General features: G+C 61.8%; 12 protein-coding genes, 1 tRNA gene and 1 pseudogene. 7 read left to right on the forward strand and 7 right to left on the reverse strand.

Features of this window, described 5'->3' with window-relative positions; all coding sequences use genetic code 11:
• The first annotated feature begins 26 nt into the window (after positions 1-26).
• Together FJ548_RS08800 and FJ548_RS08805 are read left to right on the forward strand one after the other, a co-directional pair.
• The gene (locus tag FJ548_RS08800; protein ID WP_140777666.1) at positions 27-1919 is read left to right on the forward strand and encodes an adenylate/guanylate cyclase domain-containing protein; all 1893 of its coding nucleotides are present in this window, start codon (positions 27-29) and stop codon (positions 1917-1919) included.
• 176 nt (positions 1920-2095) lie between these two features.
• Positions 2096-2263 (forward strand): annotated as a pseudogene (locus tag FJ548_RS08805) (helix-turn-helix transcriptional regulator); the annotation flags it as partial.
• 45 nt (positions 2264-2308) lie between these two features.
• On the opposite strand, the gene FJ548_RS08810 reads toward FJ548_RS08805, so the two are convergent.
• The 3 genes from FJ548_RS08810 to FJ548_RS08820 all read right to left on the reverse strand — a co-directional run bounded on the left by FJ548_RS08810 (position 2309) and on the right by FJ548_RS08820 (position 3277).
• Positions 2309-2509, reverse strand: coding sequence for a hypothetical protein (locus FJ548_RS08810; RefSeq protein WP_140609728.1), 201 nt, complete (start codon positions 2507-2509; stop codon positions 2309-2311).
• A gap of 214 nt (positions 2510-2723) precedes the next feature.
• A tRNA-Val gene (locus tag FJ548_RS08815) sits at positions 2724-2798 on the reverse strand.
• A 116-nt stretch (positions 2799-2914) separates the two neighbouring features.
• A complete protein-coding gene (locus FJ548_RS08820) occupies positions 2915-3277 on the reverse strand; it encodes a response regulator (protein ID WP_006199474.1) in 363 nt (120 codons plus the stop codon).
• 163 nt (positions 3278-3440) lie between these two features.
• Here FJ548_RS08820 and FJ548_RS08825 point away from each other — a divergent pair, with 163 nt between their 5' ends.
• Entirely contained in the window at positions 3441-4382 is a 942-nt protein-coding gene (locus tag FJ548_RS08825) for an N-formylglutamate amidohydrolase (RefSeq protein WP_140690481.1), read from the forward strand.
• 311 nt (positions 4383-4693) lie between these two features.
• A complete protein-coding gene (hisN, locus tag FJ548_RS08830; protein WP_140777667.1) occupies positions 4694-5467 on the forward strand; it encodes a histidinol-phosphatase in 774 nt (257 codons plus the stop codon).
• Positions 5468-5543: 76 nt separating this feature from the next.
• On the opposite strand, the gene FJ548_RS08835 is transcribed toward hisN, so the two are convergent.
• Positions 5544-6521, reverse strand: coding sequence for an alpha/beta hydrolase (locus FJ548_RS08835; protein ID WP_140777668.1), 978 nt, complete (start codon positions 6519-6521; stop codon positions 5544-5546).
• Between the two features lie 481 nt (positions 6522-7002).
• Here FJ548_RS08835 and FJ548_RS08840 point away from each other — a divergent pair, with 481 nt between their 5' ends.
• On the forward strand, positions 7003-7470 hold the full coding sequence (locus FJ548_RS08840; protein ID WP_140690472.1) for an Hsp20 family protein: 468 nt from the start codon (positions 7003-7005) through the stop codon (positions 7468-7470).
• A gap of 124 nt (positions 7471-7594) precedes the next feature.
• Here FJ548_RS08840 and FJ548_RS08845 read toward each other — a convergent pair whose 3' ends face one another.
• The gene (locus FJ548_RS08845; RefSeq protein WP_140777669.1) at positions 7595-8647 is read right to left on the reverse strand and encodes a low specificity L-threonine aldolase; all 1053 of its coding nucleotides are present in this window, start codon (positions 8645-8647) and stop codon (positions 7595-7597) included.
• A gap of 468 nt (positions 8648-9115) precedes the next feature.
• Between FJ548_RS08845 and gltB the strand changes: the two genes are divergently transcribed.
• Together gltB and FJ548_RS08855 are read left to right on the forward strand one after the other, a co-directional pair.
• Positions 9116-13852 (forward strand): glutamate synthase large subunit, encoded by a 4737-nt coding sequence (gltB, locus tag FJ548_RS08850; protein ID WP_140777670.1) that lies wholly within the window; start codon positions 9116-9118, stop codon positions 13850-13852.
• 141 nt (positions 13853-13993) lie between these two features.
• A complete protein-coding gene (locus FJ548_RS08855; protein ID WP_140609735.1) occupies positions 13994-15448 on the forward strand; it encodes a glutamate synthase subunit beta in 1455 nt (484 codons plus the stop codon).
• 66 nt (positions 15449-15514) lie between these two features.
• On the opposite strand, the gene FJ548_RS08860 is transcribed toward FJ548_RS08855, so the two are convergent.
• Both FJ548_RS08860 and FJ548_RS08865 read right to left on the reverse strand, forming a co-directional pair.
• Positions 15515-16750, reverse strand: coding sequence for a DUF459 domain-containing protein (locus tag FJ548_RS08860; RefSeq protein ID WP_140777671.1), 1236 nt, complete (start codon positions 16748-16750; stop codon positions 15515-15517).
• A 122-nt stretch (positions 16751-16872) separates the two neighbouring features.
• Positions 16873-18096 (reverse strand): lytic murein transglycosylase, encoded by a 1224-nt coding sequence (locus FJ548_RS08865; RefSeq protein ID WP_140777672.1) that lies wholly within the window; start codon positions 18094-18096, stop codon positions 16873-16875.
• Positions 18097-18271: the final 175 nt, after the last annotated feature.

Here is an 18271-nt window from a genome sequence, read left to right on the forward strand (position 1 = left end):
CGGCTTCCTGAAGGTATTCACCCCACATGGCCGAAATTCGCGCCCAACGCCGCCTTGCCGCGATCCTGGCCGCCGATGTCGTGGGTTATTCGCGCCTGATGGAACACGACGAGGCGGGCACATTGGCCGCACTCAAGGCACGTCGGAACGAGGTGCTATCTCCCACGGTTGCCCAACACCATGGCCGCGTCGTCAAGGTAATGGGGGACGGTGTTCTGGTAGAATTTGGCAGTGCCGTGGATGCCGTACAGTGTGCGGTCGAACTGCAGAAAGGTTTCAATAATGCCAATCTGGGCGCACCAGAGACGAGTCGCATCATCCTCCGAATAGGTGTCAATCTGGGCGATGTGATCGTCGAAGGCTCCGATATTTATGGCGACGGCGTAAACGTAGCAGCGCGGTTGGAGGGTTTGGCTGAGCCCGGTGGTATCTACGTCTCCTCCACCGTGCACGAACATGTTACCAGCAAGCTAGCATTGGCGTTCGACGATCTCGGCGAACACACGCTCAAAAACATCGTGAAGCCAGTGCGGGTCTACTGCGTTGGAATGAACGTGAGCGGCAAAAGTGGGGAACACTTGGCTGTGACTCTGCCCGACAAACCGTCGATCGCCGTCCTACCCTTCGCCAATATGAGCGGTGATCCCGAGCAGGAGTATTTTTCCGACGGCATCACCGAGGACATTATCACCGACCTTTCGCAAGTGTCCGGACTCTCCGTCGTCGCGCGCAATACAGTCTTTACCTTCAAGGGCAAGGCGGTATTGATCGAGGAGGTGGCGAAGAAGCTGAACGTCGCCTACGTCCTGGAAGGAAGTGTACGCAAGGCTGGAGGGCGAGTGCGTATCACGGCTCAGCTAATCAATGGTCGTGGCGGTGATCATGTCTGGGCCGAGCGATATGATCGGACGCTGGACGATATCTTCAACCTGCAAGACGAGATTTCCAAAACTATTGTCGATGTGCTCAAAGTGAAGCTGTTGCCGGAAGAATTGAAGACTATTACAAACCGCTCGACCGACAACCCAGAGGCATACGAGGCATTGCTGATGGGTAGGTCTTTCCTCTACAGCGGAGTTGAGACCAGGCTCATGAAGGCGGCGCAACGACTGTTTGCCAAAGCCATTGAAATCGACCCAAATTATGCGCGTGCCTATGCCGCTTTGGCTGATTGTGAGGTTCATCTATTGATAGCCAACGATCCCGACGCCAGCTACGAGGCAATCCTTGCCAACAGCACACGGGCGCTGGAACTTGAGCCAGGTCTCGCCGATGCCCACGCATCACGTGGTGGGGCCCTGTTCATCATTGGCCGGTATGCGGAGGCGGAGGCGGAGTTCGAGCGAGCCTTGGCGTTGGACGCCAGTTCTTTCGAGGCTCATTTCTTTTACGGACGGAACTGTCTTGTTCGGGGTCAATACGAAAAAGCTCTCACTCTGTTCCAGCGTGCCGCATCGTTGTCGCCCGATGACTATCGGGTTTGGACCCATCTAGAGATGGTCTATGTTTCACTTGGCCGTAGTGACGACGCCAAGGAAGCAGCACGACAAGGTGTGCTGCGAGTAGAGAAGGAAATCAAAGCGCATCCCGACAATTCCAGCGCGCTATGCTTCGGCGCCATCATGCTGGCGGAAATTGGCGAAGCCGATCGTGCGCTGTCCTGGGCATCTCGTGCTGAAATGTTCGCTGGAGATAGTATTCAAATTCAGTACAATCTAGGCTGCTATTACGCAAAGCTGGGCAAGTCGGATAAAGCAATCGATTGCCTTGAACGTCAGCTCACGGCATCGCACGCGTACCTCCTTATTCGTTTGCCTTGGATGCAGCAGGATAGCGACCTCGACCCGATCCGCACTCATCCCCGATTTGTCGCGCTGGTCGATCGGATGAAGGCCCAAATAGCTGCGACTGAGGCTTGAGTATCAGTAGGTTGCGAGGCCAATGAAGCATTCACGTGGAATATAAAACCCAGAAAATGAGTTGGTTGAAGGCAAGTCGGGTCATGGCCCTTCGCGTCTGATTGGGCGCTCAAACATTTCGCCTGCAATGACGGGGTAGGCCGACACTCCGTCCGCATGTAGGGCGCCAGGCCGCTGGCATGACTCAAGCCGAAGTGGCTAGGGCAATGGGACGACATCAGCCATTCGTCGCAAACATCGAAAACGGTGATCGGCGCGTCGATCTAGTAGAACTGATCGATATGGCCGCGATCATCGGCTTTGACGTTCACGCGATCATCGACGAGCTGAAAAGGGCCTCGTAAGGGCCGATAAGCCTTGTAGCTCGGCCTAGCCAAGCGGTCCCGTAGCTAATGCTCTATGCATGTGTTTTGGGCCTGTTTGCAGATCGGATGACGCAGAAAGGCATTCAACACGATGGTTTCGACGTCACCCCCTTTCTTTGTTGGCACCACTTCATTGCGGTAATGGATGACCAGATCGGACAGGGTAGTTGTCTGTAATGCCTTTCGGCTTGGTGCAAGCTCTTGCCTGTCAGCCTGGGTCTCCATCAGCCTTGCCCATTCCCTCGCGTCAGACAGGCGATGGAACGTCTTGGTCAGGGAATAGCCCTGCCTGCGAATGCGGGCCTGATATTGTCTCGGTGTTTGCGGATCGAAGCCATTAATTAGCGCTTTCCTGGAGCCAAAGTGGAGCCAGTAGCCAATTGATGGTTCTTCGGAGGACAGCCTAGGCTTGTTTATTCAACGAAACCAAGGGGTTGGATGGTGGGCGTGACAAGGATTGAACTTGTGACCCCTGCAATGTCAATGCAGTGCTCTCCCGCTGAGCTACACGCCCATCCGACGACGCGCATACACCATTTTTGATCCGGCGCGTCAATAGCAGGAAAAAGGAAAGACGGCGTCGTCTCGCCGCACCGGCAAACAAGTGCCGATGCCTCAGCGGAAGGCGGCTCAGGCCGCCTGCAGCATCTTCTCGACCTCGTTGACGAGATCGCGCAGGTGGAAGGGCTTCGACAGCACCTTGGCGTCTTTCGGCGCCTTGGAATCCGGGTTCAGCGCGACGGCGGCGAAACCGGTGATGAACATGACCTTGAGGTCGGGATCGATCTCCGTGGCGCGGCGTGCCAGTTCGATACCGTCCATCTCCGGCATGACGATGTCGGTCAAGAGCAGCGAGAACGGTTCCTCGCGCAGACGCTCATAGGCGCTGGCGCCGTTGTCGAAATCGCTAACCTGATAACCGGCGCGTTCCAGCGCCTTGACGAGGAAACGACGCATATCGTCGTCGTCTTCCGCCAGAAGAATGCGTGCCATGATATCCCGTCCGAATCACCCGCCCGAGACTGCCGTGGGGCAGGCCCGTTAACCATCCTCTATATGAGGAGGCGAGGGTAAACATCAAGTGAACGCGCAGAGGGATGACCCCATATTTGCCGGGCGGCGCGACCGCTGAAATGCTGGACACGCGGCCTGCAAGGTGGCAGTTTCGTGTCATGATGCACTGGTGTTTTCGGGTACATTCAAATTGAAGACGGCAGCCGAGGATTTTTCGGTCTTTCCACCCTTCGAAATCCGGTCGGGCGCCGAGCAGCGCGTCCCTTTCCTCTTCAACTCACCGCATAGCGGCCGCTACTACCCGGAACGCTTCCTTGCCATGGCAAAGCTCGATCGCAACGCCATCCGCCGTTCGGAGGATTGCTATGTCGACGAGTTGTTCGGCGGCGCCGTGGCGCTGGGCGCGCCGATGCTGGCGGCGAATTTCCCGCGCGCCTATCTCGACGTCAATCGCGAGCCATGGGAACTCGACCCGCGCATGTTCGCCGAGCCGGTGCCGTCCTTCTGCAACATCCGGTCGGCGCGGGTCGCGGGCGGACTTGGCACCGTGCCGAAGCTGGTCGGCGAGGGCCTCGATATCTATTCGGGCCGCCTGCCGCTGGCCGAAGCCGTTGCCCGCATCGAGGCCGTCTACAAGCCTTATCACGAAACGCTGAAGCGGCTTTTGACCAGGACCCATGCCCGCTTCGGCTTTTCCGTGCTGATCGATTGCCATTCGATGCCAGCGAGCATCCGTGTCGGCGAGAGCGGCGTGCGGCCCGACTTCATCATCGGCGACCGTTTCGGCATCTCGGCCACCGCCGCCCTGACCGAAACCGCGATCGGCCTGCTGACCGCCATGGGCTATACCGTCGCCCACAACAAGCCTTATGCCGGCGGCTTCATCACGGAACATTATGGCCGCCCGGCGCGTCATCTGCATGCGCTGCAGATCGAGATCAATCGCGGGCTCTACATGAATGAGCGGACATTCGAGAAGGTCGCCGGCTTTGACGCGCTGGCCGACGATCTGACGCGATTTTCATCGGATCTGATGGCGATGCCCGACCATCACTTCATCGACCTGCCGCTGGCCGCGGAATGAGACTTGCAGCCGGATCGCGGCTTAAAAAAAGACCGCATCGTTTTCACGATACGGTCGAAGTCTAGGGAGGAAACGCCCAAGGAGGGCATGGACAGGAAAACCTGTCCATCATCAAGGGTATTGTGCGGTGCACAAATGTCAAGCGACCTTCAGGCTTTTTTAATTCAGAGTGATGTGGAAATTGCGTTTCGATGATGCCCATGTGACATTTGGGCAACAGTGAACGCAGGAATAATCGATAAACACCCTTGTTTTGGCGGAAAAGTCGCGGCAGAGCCGGGTTAGAGCATGCCGCAAGGCGGGAGAATCAGTTGGACATCAGCGTCGATTTCATGCGCCGTATCGCGCAAGCGGCAGCGGCCGAGACTTTGCCGAGGTTCCGCAGCCAGGGGGCGGTCGCCAACAAGGAAAAGGGCAGTTTCGATCCGGTCACGGAAGCCGACCGTGAGGCCGAGCGCGCCATCCGGGCGCTGATCTTGGCGCAGTATCCCGACCATGGCATTCTTGGCGAGGAGCACGGCAGCGAGAACACCGCCAGCAGGCACGTCTGGGTGATCGATCCGATCGACGGGACACGGGCCTTCATCTCCGGCCTGCCGGTATGGGGGACGTTGGTCGGGCTGACGGTCGACGGCGACGCCGTGGCCGGCATGATGTCGCAGCCCTTCACCGGCGAACTGTTCTACGCCAATGCCGCCGGCTCGCACTATGAGGGGCCGGGCGGGCCGCGCAAGCTTTCGACCCGCAAGACGACCAGCCTGGCGGATGCGACGCTGTTCACCACCACACCGGCGCTGTTCACGGGCGACGCGCGCACGCGCTATGACGCATTCGAGAAGCAGGTGCAACTTGCCCGCTACGGCACCGATTGCTATGCCTTCGCCATGGTCGCCTCGGGAAGCGTCGACATCGTTGCCGATCCCGGATTGAAGCCCTACGACATCGTGGCGCTGATCCCGATCATAGAGAAGGCGGGTGGCGTCGTCACCACTTTCGACGGCGGGCCGGCGGAAAAGGGCGGCGATGTGCTGGCGGCGGCGACGCCGGAGCTTCACGCCGCCGCCATGGCCGCCTTGCGCGGCTGATTGGCTTCCTTGTTGGTGCCGCCGGATGATCCGAGGCGTATCGTTCAGTCCTCGCGGAGGCAGGCTGCGGTGCCGCTCAGGCCGTTGGGTCGTCCGAACCGGGAATGAAGGCGTCGAAGGCGGCGAGGAATTGTTCGCGGTATAAGTCGACTTCCTGCAGGATTTCGTGCTTGGCGCCGTCGATCATCAGCAGCGAACCGAGCCTCAGACTTCTGGCGTATGCCTCCACGGCCTTGGTCGAGACGACCTGGTCGGCGCCGGCGGCGATGATCAGCAAGGGCACCTGGATGCGGGCCATGAAGCCGGGGTCGCTGATGGCTTCCGATGCCTTCGCAGCTGCTTGCAGCCAGCGGATCGTCGGGCCGCCAAGCGCCAGTTGCGGGAACGCCTCGTAGATCCCTGTGTTGCGGCGATAGCGCTCTGGATCGGACGTCACCTTGTTGGTTTCGAAGGGCGCCGTTACCTTGGGCCGCGGACCCCAGGCGGCGTAGAGCCGGCCAAGACCCAGCAAACAAAAGAACGAACAGACGCGGCGGACGGTCGATATCGAGACCGGCAGATCCGGCAGCGTCAGGAACGGCGCGATCAGCACCATGCGGCGCACGCGGTTCACCATGGACGGCGCCGCAAGCAGCGTGATCACGGCGCCCGCGGAATGGGCGAGGATATAATACGGCCCGCGGCAATCGGGCAGCACGATCTCCTCGAAGAACTGCTCCAGATCGGCCGTATAGTTGCGAAAGGATCTGACATAGCCACGCTGGCGATCACGGATCAGCCGGTCGGAACCGCCTTGGCCGCGCCAATCGAAGGTGGCGACCCCAAAGCCTCGCGCCGCAAGGTCGCGGATGGTCTCGAAATATTTCTCAATGCATTCGTTGCGGCCGGACAGCAGCACCACGGTGCCCCGCATCGGACGCGCCACCGCCGCGAACAGGCCGTAGCGTATCTTCTTGCGATCGCGCGTGGTGAAGAAGCCACCGGTGGCGTTTTCCGGCCGCGGATTGTCCGGCGTTGCGTGAAAGAGGGGGGTGTCGTCGAAAATGTCCGTCATGCGGCGCTTTGTGCTCGGCGTCTTCGCGCCAGCCTGTCGCGGCTGGCCTCGTCAAGGTGATAGACGCCAATACATCAAAAGCAAAGCAAATCCAGGTTACGCAGGACCCCAAAGGGGGAAGGCCGGAAGCCGCTCGAGAGCGTGCTTCCGGCCCCTGTCGATCCGGGAGGAAGGGACGTTGACACCCGGTTCGGCTTCGTTGCGGTACCTGCCATTCAAATTCGGCGCCGCCAGTCTCGATCTTGAAATCACCTTAGCGGCGACTATCTGAACGCGCGCCGAAGCGCCGGTTCATCTGCCGTTCATCAGGCGCAAAGGGCCCGCTTTTTTCTAACGGGCAAAAATCTTGAAATGCCTTGGGACGCTTCCCAAATGTCTGGAGCGGTCGCCAAGATTGGGGCCGCTGGTCCATCCGGGACGCCAAACCAAGGGTTCCGTACCGGCCATACGCAAACCATGTTGCTCAACAGGAGAACACATCATGCGTCACGTTGACTTTTCCCCGCTTTACCGTTCGACCGTCGGCTTCGACCGTCTCTTCACGATGCTCGATTCACTTGCGCAGCCCGATGGCGCGCAGACTTATCCGCCCTACAACATCGAGCGCACCGGCGAGGATTCCTACCGGATTTCGATGGCTGTTGCCGGATTCTCGGATGAGGAAATCTCCATCGAGGCTCACCGCAACGTGCTGACCGTGAAAGGCGAGCGCAAGGACGAGGGTACCGGTGAAGGATCCGAACTGCTTTATCGCGGCATTGCCTCCAGGGCCTTCGAGCGCCGCTTCCAGCTTGCCGACCATGTCGACGTCGTCGGCGCCACGCTGAAGAACGGCCTTCTCTTCGTGGACCTGAAGCGCAATATTCCGGAGGAGTTGAAGCCGCGCAGGATCGCGATCACTTCGGCTCCGGCCAACGCCAAGCAGATCGAGGCCAAGACTGCTGCCTAATATCGGTGGTAACGCAATTCCGGACGGAAAACCGCTTCACATTTTTCCTGGAATTGCTCCGAACTCTCCTCCCGAGACGGAGCGGCGCCGAAAGGGCGCCGCTTTTTTATTCCGGGAGATTGATTTATCCGGCGATCAACTGGCCGAAGCGATCGACTTCCGCAGACGTCGTGGCAAAGCTGGTCACGAAGCGATAGAGCAGCTCGTCCTCGCCGATATGGCCGTCGAAGCCGTGCGGCTTATGCCAGTCGTAGAAGACCGCGCCCGCCGCCTGCAATTTGTCGGCCTCGGCCTTCTTGATCACGGCGAACACCTCGTTGGCCTGCGGCAGCCAGGCCAGCTTCGCCGTTTGCGAATCCTCGATCGCCGCGGCCAGGCGCGCCGCCATGGCGTTGGCATGCCTGGCGGTGTCGAGCCACAGTCCGTCCTTGAAATAGGCTTCGAACTGCGCCGCGACGAAGCGCGACTTCGAAAACAGCTGCGCGGCACGCTTGCGCAGGAAGGACAATTCCTTGGCGCGATCAAGGTCGAACAGCACGACCGCCTCGGCACACCAGCAGCCATTCTTGGTGCCGCCAAAGGACAGGATGTCGACGCCGCGTTTCCAGGTCATCTCGGCCGGCGTGGTGTCGAGCGCGGCCAGCGCATTGGCAAAGCGGGCGCCGTCCATATGCAGCGGCACGGAATGCTGCCTGGCGATGGATGAGATCGCGGCGATATCGTTCAGGCCATAAACGGTGCCGACCTCCGTCGACTGGGTGATCGAAACAGCCATCGGCCGGCCCCAATGGACCACCTCGCCGGCGAAACGGCCGATCGCCCTTTCCAGATTGTGCGGGTCCATCCTACCCAGGGAGCCATCGACGGCATGCAGCCGCGAACCGCCCGAAAAATATTCCGGCGCGCCGCACTCGTCTTCGATGACATGCGATTCGCGGTGGGCGAAAGAAATGCCGCCGGGCTTGTTGAAGGTGGTCAGCGACAACGAATTGGCGGCCGTGCCGGTCGCCACGAAGAACACGGCGACCTCGCGTTCGAAAATCTCGCTGAAACGCTGGTAGACCGCCTGGTCGAGCGCGCCGTCGCCATAGGCCGTGGCGAAGCCGCCTGAAGCGGCCGACAGGCCGGCAGCGATATCGGGATGGGCGCCTGCCCAATTGTCGGAAGCGAAGAACATGCATCTGCCTGTGTTGGGGAAATCAGCGTCGAGTTGACCGGTTTCGGGAGCCGACCGCAAGGGGCCAGAGACTGGAAAACCATTAAACCCAGCCAGGCCGACTGGCGGGGATTGGCGACCGAAGCTTACGTTTCCTGGAGGCTTCACGTAATTTTATGTCGCGGAAGCTCCAAGTTTTTTGTGAATCGGTCTTGTGTGCATCGGGGAATTCTGCCATAAAAATTTAGGACAGTAGTGCTGTCTTATTTTGTCGCACAAAACTGGCCGGATTGGCGTAACATATTGGCCTCTCCGGCTGTTGCCGCGAGCGACAGGTGGACGGCCGGACGCTGGCCTGTACGAATGCGAACCATGCGGCATGCCGTCTGGTTCGGCAAGGATTTCGCAAGACGTGCCGCAAGGATCAGGGTGAGCCAAGCGCTTGCCGAGGCAAACCAGCGCCTGCAGGGCTGAAATGGAGACAGGACGATGACGGATATGACGCTCTCTGCGACGAACGGCCAGGCCGCGCAGACGAAAGCGGCTGCCGTCAAAAATATCTCCCGAACCGACATTGGCCGAACCACCAACGGTCTTGCCGCCCAGGGTCTTTACGATCCGCGCAACGAGCATGACGCCTGTGGCGTCGGATTCATCGTCAACATGAAGGGCGTGAAGTCGCACCAGATCGTCGAGGACGGCCTTGCCGTGCTCGAGAACCTGACGCATCGCGGCGCCGTCGGCGCCGATCCTCTGGTCGGCGACGGCGCCGGCGTGCTGGTGCAACTGCCTGACCAGTTCTTCCGCGAGGAGATGGCGGCCCAAGGCATCGAACTGCCAGCGGCCGGCCAGTACGGTGTCGGACACTGGTTCATGCCGCAGGACGCGGCCCTTCGCGCCCATATCGAGGACATCATCGCCGAATCGGCGCAATCCGAGGGGCTGCCGCTCATCGGCTTCCGCGACGTGCCCGTCGACAACTCGTCGCTATCGAAGGCGCCTGACATCGCGGCGTCCGAGCCATTCCATAGGCAAGTCTTCATCGGCCGTACAGCGGACATTCCCGACGACGAGGAATACGAGGCCCGGCTTTACCTGCTGCGCAAGGTCATTTCGGGCCGCATCTACGCCGAGAACGACAATAAGGATATTGGCGCCTATTGCGTGTCGCTGTCGGCACGCACCATCGTCTACAAGGGCATGTTCCTGGCCTATCAGGTCGGCGCCTACTACAGGGACCTGACCGATCCGCGCTTCGAAACGGCGCTGATCCTCGTTCACCAGCGTTTTTCGACCAACACCTTCCCGTCGTGGAAGCTGGCACATCCCTACCGCATGGTCGCGCACAATGGCGAGATCAACACGGTGCGCGGCAACAACAACTGGATGGCGGCCAGACAGGCATCGGTCGATTCCGAACTGTTCGGCAACAACATCTCGAAGCTCTGGCCGATCTCCTATGAAGGACAGTCGGACACCGCGTGCTTCGACAATGCGCTCGAGTTCCTGTTCCAGGGCGGCTACAGCCTCAGTCACGCCATGATGATGCTGATCCCGGAGGCCTGGGCCGGCAACAAGCTCATGGACGCCGACCGCAAGGCTTTCTACGAATACCATGCCGCATTGATGGAGCCATGGGACGGGCCGGCGGCGGTGGCCTTCACCGATGGCCGCCAGATCGGCGCCACGCTCGACCGTAACGGATTGCGCCCCGCACGCTACATCGTCACCGACGATGACCGCGTCATCATGGCCTCGGAAGCCGGCGTGCTGCCGGTGCCGGAGGAGAAGATCGTCCAGAAGTGGCGGCTGCAGCCCGGCCGCATGCTTTTGATCGACCTTGCCAAGGGCCGCATCGTCCCCGACGAGGAGATCAAGTCCGAGATCGCGACCAAGCACCCCTACAAGACCTGGCTCGCCAACACGCAGCTCATCCTGGAAGATTTGAAGCCGGTCGAGCCGCGCGCGCTGCGCAAGGATGTCAGCCTGCTCGATCGCCAGCAGGCGTTCGGTTACACCCAGGAAGACACCAAGCTGCTGATGTCGCCGATGGCCACCACCGGCCAGGAAGCGGTGGGATCGATGGGCACGGACACGCCGATCTCGGCGATGTCGGACAAGTCGAAGCTGCTCTACACCTATTTCAAGCAGAACTTCGCCCAGGTGACCAATCCGCCGATCGACCCGATCCGCGAGGAACTGGTGATGAGCCTGGTGTCCTTCATCGGGCCACGGCCGAACATCTTCGACCTGGTCGGCAATTCGCGCCGCAAGCGGCTCGAAGTGCGCCAGCCGATCCTGACCAATGGCGATCTGGAAAAGATCCGTTCCATCGGCCACACCGAGGACCGTTTCGACACCAAGACGATCGACATCACCTACGGGTCGAGCGAAGGCGCGGCCGGCATGCAGGGCGCCATCGACCGCCTGTGCGAACGGGCGGAAGCGGCTGTCGCCGGCGGCTACAACATCATCATCCTGTCCGACCGCCAGGTCGGGCCGGACCGCATCGCCATTCCGGCATTGCTGGCGACGGCCGCGGTGCACCACCACCTGATCCGCAAGGGGCTGCGCACCGCAGTCGGTCTCGTCGTGGAATCCGGCGAACCGCGCGAAGTGCATCATTTCTGCTGCCTGGCCGGCTATGGCGCCGAGGCGATCAATCCCTATCTCGCCTTTGACACGCTGCTCGACATGCACAAGCGCGGCGAGCTGCCGGAAGAAGTCGACGAATACGAGGTCGTGTCGCGCTACATCAAGTCGATCGGCAAGGGCATCCTCAAGGTGATGTCCAAGATGGGCATTTCGACCTACCAGTCCTATTGCGGCGCGCAGATCTTCGACGCCATCGGGCTGAAATCGGACTTCGTGCGGCAGTATTTCACCGGTACGGCGACCCTGATCGAAGGCGTCGGGCTGGACGAGATTTCGGCCGAGACGCTCAGCCGTCACGCCGATGGTTTCGGCAACGATCCGGTGCTGCGCAACAGCCTGGAGGTCGGCGGCGAATATATGTTCCGCATGCGCGGCGAGGCGCATATGTGGTCGCCCGACGCGGTGGCCACCCTGCAGCATGCCGTGCGCCAGGGTTCATGGGAGACGTTCAAGGACTATTCGGCGCAGATCGACAGCGAGACGGCGCGCGCGCAGACCATCCGTGGCATGTTCAAGATCAAGTTGGCCGACGAGACGGGGCGCAAGAAGCCCGCGCTGGACGACGTCATGCCGGCGGCCGAGATCGTCAAGCGCTTCTCCACCGGAGCGATGTCGTTCGGCTCGATCTCCAGGGAGGCGCACACCACACTGGCGCGTGCCATGAACCAGATCGGCGGCAAGTCGAACACCGGCGAGGGCGGCGAAGAGGCGGATCGCTACCTACCGCTGCCCGGCGGCGGCAAGAACCCGGAGCGCTCGGCGATCAAGCAGGTCGCTTCCGGCCGGTTCGGCGTGACCGCGGAGTATCTGGTCAACTCGGATGTGATGCAGATCAAGGTCGCACAGGGCGCCAAGCCCGGCGAGGGCGGGCAATTGCCCGGCCACAAGGTCGACGCGACCATCGCCAAGGTCCGGCATTCGACGCCGGGCGTCGGCCTGATCTCGCCGCCGCCGCACCACGACATCTATTCGATCGAGGACCTGGCGCAGCTGATCTACGATCTGAAGAACGTCAATCCGGCGGCTGACGTGTCGGTCAAGCTGGTGTCGGAGGTCGGCGTCGGCACGGTCGCGGCGGGCGTCGCCAAGGCGCGTGCCGATCACATCACCATCTCCGGCTATGATGGCGGCACGGGAGCGTCGCCACTGACCTCGCTCAAGCATGCCGGCAGCCCGTGGGAAATGGGCCTCGCCGAGACGCACCAGACGCTGGTGCTGAACGGTCTGCGTTCGCGCGTGGCCCTGCAGGTCGACGGTGGCCTGCGCACCGGGCGCGACGTCATCATCGGCGCGCTGCTCGGCGCCGACGAGTTCGGCTTCTCGACCGCGCCTTTGATCGCGGCGGGCTGCATCATGATGCGCAAGTGCCATCTCAACACCTGCCCGGTCGGCGTGGCAACGCAGGACCCGGTGCTGCGCAAGCGCTTCAAGGGCACGCCCGAGCACGTCATCAACTTCTTCTTCTATGTGGCGGAAGAGGTGAGGGGGCTGCTCGCCGAAATGGGCTACACCCATCTCGACCAGATCATCGGCGACAGCGACCTTCTGGAAAAGCGCGACGTGATCCAGCATTGGAAGGCGCGCGGGCTCGACTTCTCGAAGATGTTCTACAAGCCCGATGCGCCGCATGAGGCGGTGCACTGGACCGAACGGCAGAAGCACCCGATCGATGACGTGCTCGACCGCAAGCTGATCGAACTCGCCAAGCCGGCGCTGGAGGCCAAGCAGCCGGTCAAGATCGAAGTGGATATCCGCAATGTCGACCGTTCGACCGGCGCCATGCTGTCGGGTGAAGTCGCCAAGCGTTTCAAGCACAAGGGCCTGCGCGAGGACACGATCCAGGTGAAGCTGACCGGCACCGCCGGCCAGTCGTTCGGCGCCTTCCTGGCGCGCGGCGTGTCGTTCGATCTCGTCGGCGCCGGCAACGACTATGTCGGCAAGGGCCTGTCGGGCGGACGCATCGTCATCCGCCCGCCCGAAGAGGCCAAGATCGTCGCGGCCGACTCCATCATTGTCGGCAATACGGTGCTCTATGGCGCGACCGAGGGCGAGGCCTATTTCGCCGGCGTCGCCGGCGAGCGTTTCGCGGTGCGCAATTCGGGTGTCGCGGCGGTTGTCGAAGGCGTCGGCGACCATGGCTGCGAATACATGACCGGCGGCGTCGTCGTCGTCATCGGCAAGACCGGCCGCAACTTCGCCGCCGGCATGTCGGGCGGCGTCGCCTATGTGTTGGATGAGGCCGGCGATTTCGCCGAGCGCTGCAACATGGCCATGGTCGAACTGGAGCCGGTTCCGGAAGAAGACGACCTGATGGAGAAGCTGCTCCACCATGGCGGCGACCTCGACCACAAGGGGCGCGTCGACGTCTCCGGCGACATGACCAGCCATGACGAGGAGCGGCTCTATCAGCTGATCTCGAACCACGTCCACTTTACGGGCTCGGTGCGCGGCCGCGAGATCCTCGACGACTGGGCGACGTTCCGGCCGAAATTCCGCAAGATCATGCCGGTCGAATACCGCCGCGCGCTGATCGAGATGGAACGCATGCGCATGGGCGTCGCGGCCGAATAGACTTTTGCAATTGCCGGGGAGCCCAGGCTTCCCGGCCACCTTCATCGACAGTTTGACCTCGGGCGCAAGGTTGCCATGGCTGCCTCAAGAGGTTAACGGGTGCGGCGAAAACCGCACCATCTGGACAGCAGGAACTGGACTATGGGCAAGGTAACAGGCTTTCTCGAAATCGACCGGCAGGTGCACAAGTACCAGCCTGCCTCCGACCGCATCCGGCATTTCCGTGAATTCACGCTGCCGATGTCGGACAAGGAGGTCGAGAAACAGGCCGCGCGCTGCATGGATTGCGGCATTCCGTACTGTCACGGACCGACCGGCTGCCCGATCCACAACCAGATCCCCGATTGGAACGACCTCGTCTACAACAGGGATTGGGACAACGCGATCCGCAACCTGCATTCGACGAACAATTTCCCGGAGTTCACCGGCCGCATCTGCCCTGCGCCCTGCGAGGAAGCCTGCACGCTGAACCTCGAGGACATTCCGGTCGCCATCAAGACGGTGGAACAGGCGATCGCCGACAAGGCCTATGAGACCGGCCATATCAGGCCCTATCCGCCGGAGAAGAAGACCGGCAAGCGGGTCGCCATCATCGGCTCCGGCCCCGCCGGCATGGCGGCCGCCCAGCAGTTGGGCCGGGCCGGCCACGACGTGCATGTCTATGAGCGCGAAAGCCGGCCGGGCGGGCTGATGCGCTATGGCATTCCCGACTTCAAGATCGAGAAGCACTATATCGACCGGCGTATCGAACAGATGCAGGGCGAGGGCGTGACCTTCCATTGCGGTGTCAATGTCGGTGTCGACAAGCCCGTCGCCGAACTGCTGGCCGAGCATGACGCCGTGCTCTATTGCGGCGGATCGGAAACGCCGCGCGCGGCCAATATTCCGGGCGACGATCTCGGCGGCGTGCACGACGCCATGCCCTATCTGGTGCAGCAGAACCGCCGCGTCGGCGGCGAGCCGATCCAGTCGGTTGCGTGGCCGTCGCATCCGATCATCGCCGGCGGCCAGCATGTCGTTGTCGTCGGTGGCGGCGATACCGCCTCCGACTGCGTCGGCACCGCTTTTCGTCAGGGCGCGGTGCGCGTCACCCAGCTCGACATCCGCCCGCAGCCGCCCGAGAAGGAAGACAAGCTCGCGGTCTGGCCCTACTGGGCGACCAAGATGCGCACCTCGTCCTCGCAGGCCGAGGGCGCCGAGCGCGAGTTCCAGGTGGCGACGCTCGAATTCATCGGCGAGGAAGGCCAACTCACGGGCGTCAAGTGCTGCGAGGTCGACGAGAAGCGCAAGCCGATCCCCGGCACCGAATTCGTCATCCGCGCCGATCTCGCCTTCATCGCCATCGGCTTTGCCGGCCCGGCGGCGGCCGGCGTAGCGAAGGAGCTGGAGGGTGAGATGAAGATCGTCACCGACAGCCGCCGCTCCAGGAATGTCGAAGCCAATGACCGCGACTACAGGACCAGTGTCGACCGGCTCTACGCGGCTGGCGACGTGCGCCGTGGCCAGTCGCTGGTCGTCTGGGCAATCCGCGAAGGCCGTCAGGCGGCGCGCTCGATCGACGAAGCGCTGATGGGGTCGAGCGTCCTGCCTCGCTGAGGCGTCTGCTTCGAATGGAAAAGGCGCCGATCCGGCGCCTTTTTTCGTCCACGAAACCCAAACTGCCTAACGATTGATCGCTGTCGTCGTATCGGTGGCGGCCGCCGTGGCCGGCGGATTTGTCCGTGGCGGCCAGGAGAAATCATCGGCGCGCCCCGGCGAAGCCTCCGGCGCCTTGCCCTCGATCATCAGTCTTTCACCGGGGAGAGCCGGATCGGCTTTCGGCTGAGGAGCCGCGCCGAGCAGTTCGGTGCCGCCGTCGAACGCCGGGTCGCTGAGCAGCATCGGTGGCGTGCGGTCTATCACGATTGGCACGGCCGCTGGGCCAGGTGCCTCGACGGGCGCGCCCGCCGGTGCGGCGGCAGGGGCGACGCCGCCGGGCGCGGCCAGGCCCAGGATCTTCATCAGCGGTTTTTCAGTATAGAAGGCGAGCTTGCGTTTGCCGGCCTTCGACACGTTGATGCCGTCATCGGCACGCAGCCGCACGGGCTGGCCGTTCATGTCAGGACCGCTGGTGACGAAGGCACCGTTCTCGTCGACGAATCCGTCCCAGACGTCGACGAATTCGCCGCCATGATTTTCGGCCGCCTTGCGGTAAATGTCGTTGAAGGCCAGCATGTCCGAGGTCATCTTCGGCAGCCGGAAAGCCGGCATGCCGACCCACAGGAAGGGCACCTTGGCCGTGGCGATGGCCGTGCCGAATGAATCGGTGCGGCGCTCGTATTCCTTGGTCCAGTTCTCCGACCGAGGCTGCTCGCGCACGTCCCCCACCTTCATCTGCTGGCGGTCGTTGGAGCCGAGCATGACGACAATGGCGGAAGGTTTTTCGGTCTCGATCAGCGATTTGATCTGTTCAGGCCAGTTGTAGAAATCATCGCGCACGAAGCCGGATGAACCATTGCTGCGCGTAACGATCCTGACAGCGGCATTGTCGGTAAAGGCGGCGTCCAGGCCCTCGGCGAGGCCCGCCGCCATGAAGTCGCCGACCACCAGCACGGTGCGGGCGTCCGGCGCTTTTTCGACCACAGGGGTTTCAGGCTCCGTGGGCGGGCGAGGCGCGCGCGGTTTCTTGGCTTTGGGCTTTGGCCTTGCCTTCTCGATATCCAGTGGTGGCTCGACCCATTCGCTGCGGCGCGGGAACAGCAGGTCGCGCAACGACCAGCCACGGTTTTGCTGCGGTTGCTCCTGTGCCAGGGCCGGCGTGCGGAAGGCGCCGGCGGCGCCGATCGTCAGCAGAACGATCGCCAGAATCAGGATCGGCGTGCGACGAACAAGGATCGCGATACGCGCAGCCGAAACCAATCACTCCTCCATCCCCTTGCGCCTGGTCCCGCAAACCGGAGCCGGTTTTGGGGCGTGGCGCAAGTTCAAAGTGCCATGGCACCAGGTGCCAGCGCCAAAAAAACGCGGCGCCGCGGCCGGCTCTATTTCTGCCTGAGCCATTTGAGCACTTCCATGCTCGGATAGCCGTCCTGGGTCAAGCCGACCTTTGCCTGATAGGCCATGATGGCGGTCTTGGAACCGTCCCCGATCTTGCCGTCGAATTTGCCGTCGTAAAGCCCGTGCTGCGAAAGCCGCTTCTGCAACTCCTGTCTTTCCTCGAAGGTAAGCTTGGTGAAAGGCCGCTTCCAATCCTGGACCAGGCCGCTGCCACCGGCGATCTCGTCGGCCAGAAGGCCGACGGCGAGGGCATATTTGTCGGCGTTGTTGTAGGCCTTGATGACCGAAAAATTCCTGATCATCAGGAAGGCCGGCCCGCCACGGCCATCCGGCACCTTCAGTGTCGCCTTGTCCGTGAGGTTCCTGAACGGCTTGCCGCTGGCCCTGACGACGCCGAGCGTCTCCCACTGCGCCAGCGTTTTCGCTCCGCCGGGCAATTTGCCGGCCGGCAGCGTGACTTCGTAGCCCCAGGTCTTGCCGGCTTGCCAGCCGTTCTTCTTCAACAGATTGGCGGCGGTCGCCAGCGCATCGGGGATGGAATTCCAGATGTCGCGCTTGCCGTTGCCGTCCATGTCTACGGCATAGTGCTGGTAGCTGGTGGGGATGAACTGGGTCTGGCCCATGGCGCCGGCCCATGAGCCCATCAAATGGCTTTCATCGATGTCGCCGGTCTGCAGGATTTTCAGTGCCGCGATCAACTGCGTGCGGGCAAATTTCGACCGTTTCGGGTCGCCATAGCCCAAAGTCGCCAGCGAGCGGATGACATTGCGCATGATGTCGTCGCGCTTCAGGATCTCGCCATAGTTCGATTCCATCGACCATATCGCCAGGAGGACGTAGCGGTCGACACCAAACCTCGCCTCGATCCTGTCCAGCCACGGCTTCCACTTTTTCGCCATCGCCTGGCCGTTGGCCACCGACTGGTCATGCACGCGGTTGTCGAAATAGTCCCAGGCGGGTGCGGTGAATTCCGGCTGCGTGCGCGCCTTTTCCAGCACCACCGGATCGGGCTCGTTGATGCCCCGGAAAGCCTGGTCATAGATGGACCCGGAAACGCCGCCCGCCACAGCGGTGGCACGGAAACTGGCGACCCACTGCCGGAAACCGCCGTCGGCGAAGGCTGGCCCGGCGGGCATCAGCAGAGCAAGCGAGAGGCTGGCCGCCGTCATGACGCTGGTGAAACGTTTTGCGGCATTGCGAACGGACATGTTTTCCTCCTTCTCTATCTCAGGAAAGACCATTCATCGCCGAACCGGGTTAGGAATTGGTTTACCATAGGCGTCGTCTGGAACGAAAAGACACCTGATGCTTTACCGGTGGAAGCTCCCCTCGGTTGTGCAGGTAATCCTCAATTCCGGCGTGAAAATGTCGACTGACGGGATT

Origin of the sequence: Mesorhizobium sp. B2-4-17, from assembly GCF_006441275.1 — a bacterium.
Taxonomy (GTDB): domain Bacteria; phylum Pseudomonadota; class Alphaproteobacteria; order Rhizobiales; family Rhizobiaceae; genus Mesorhizobium.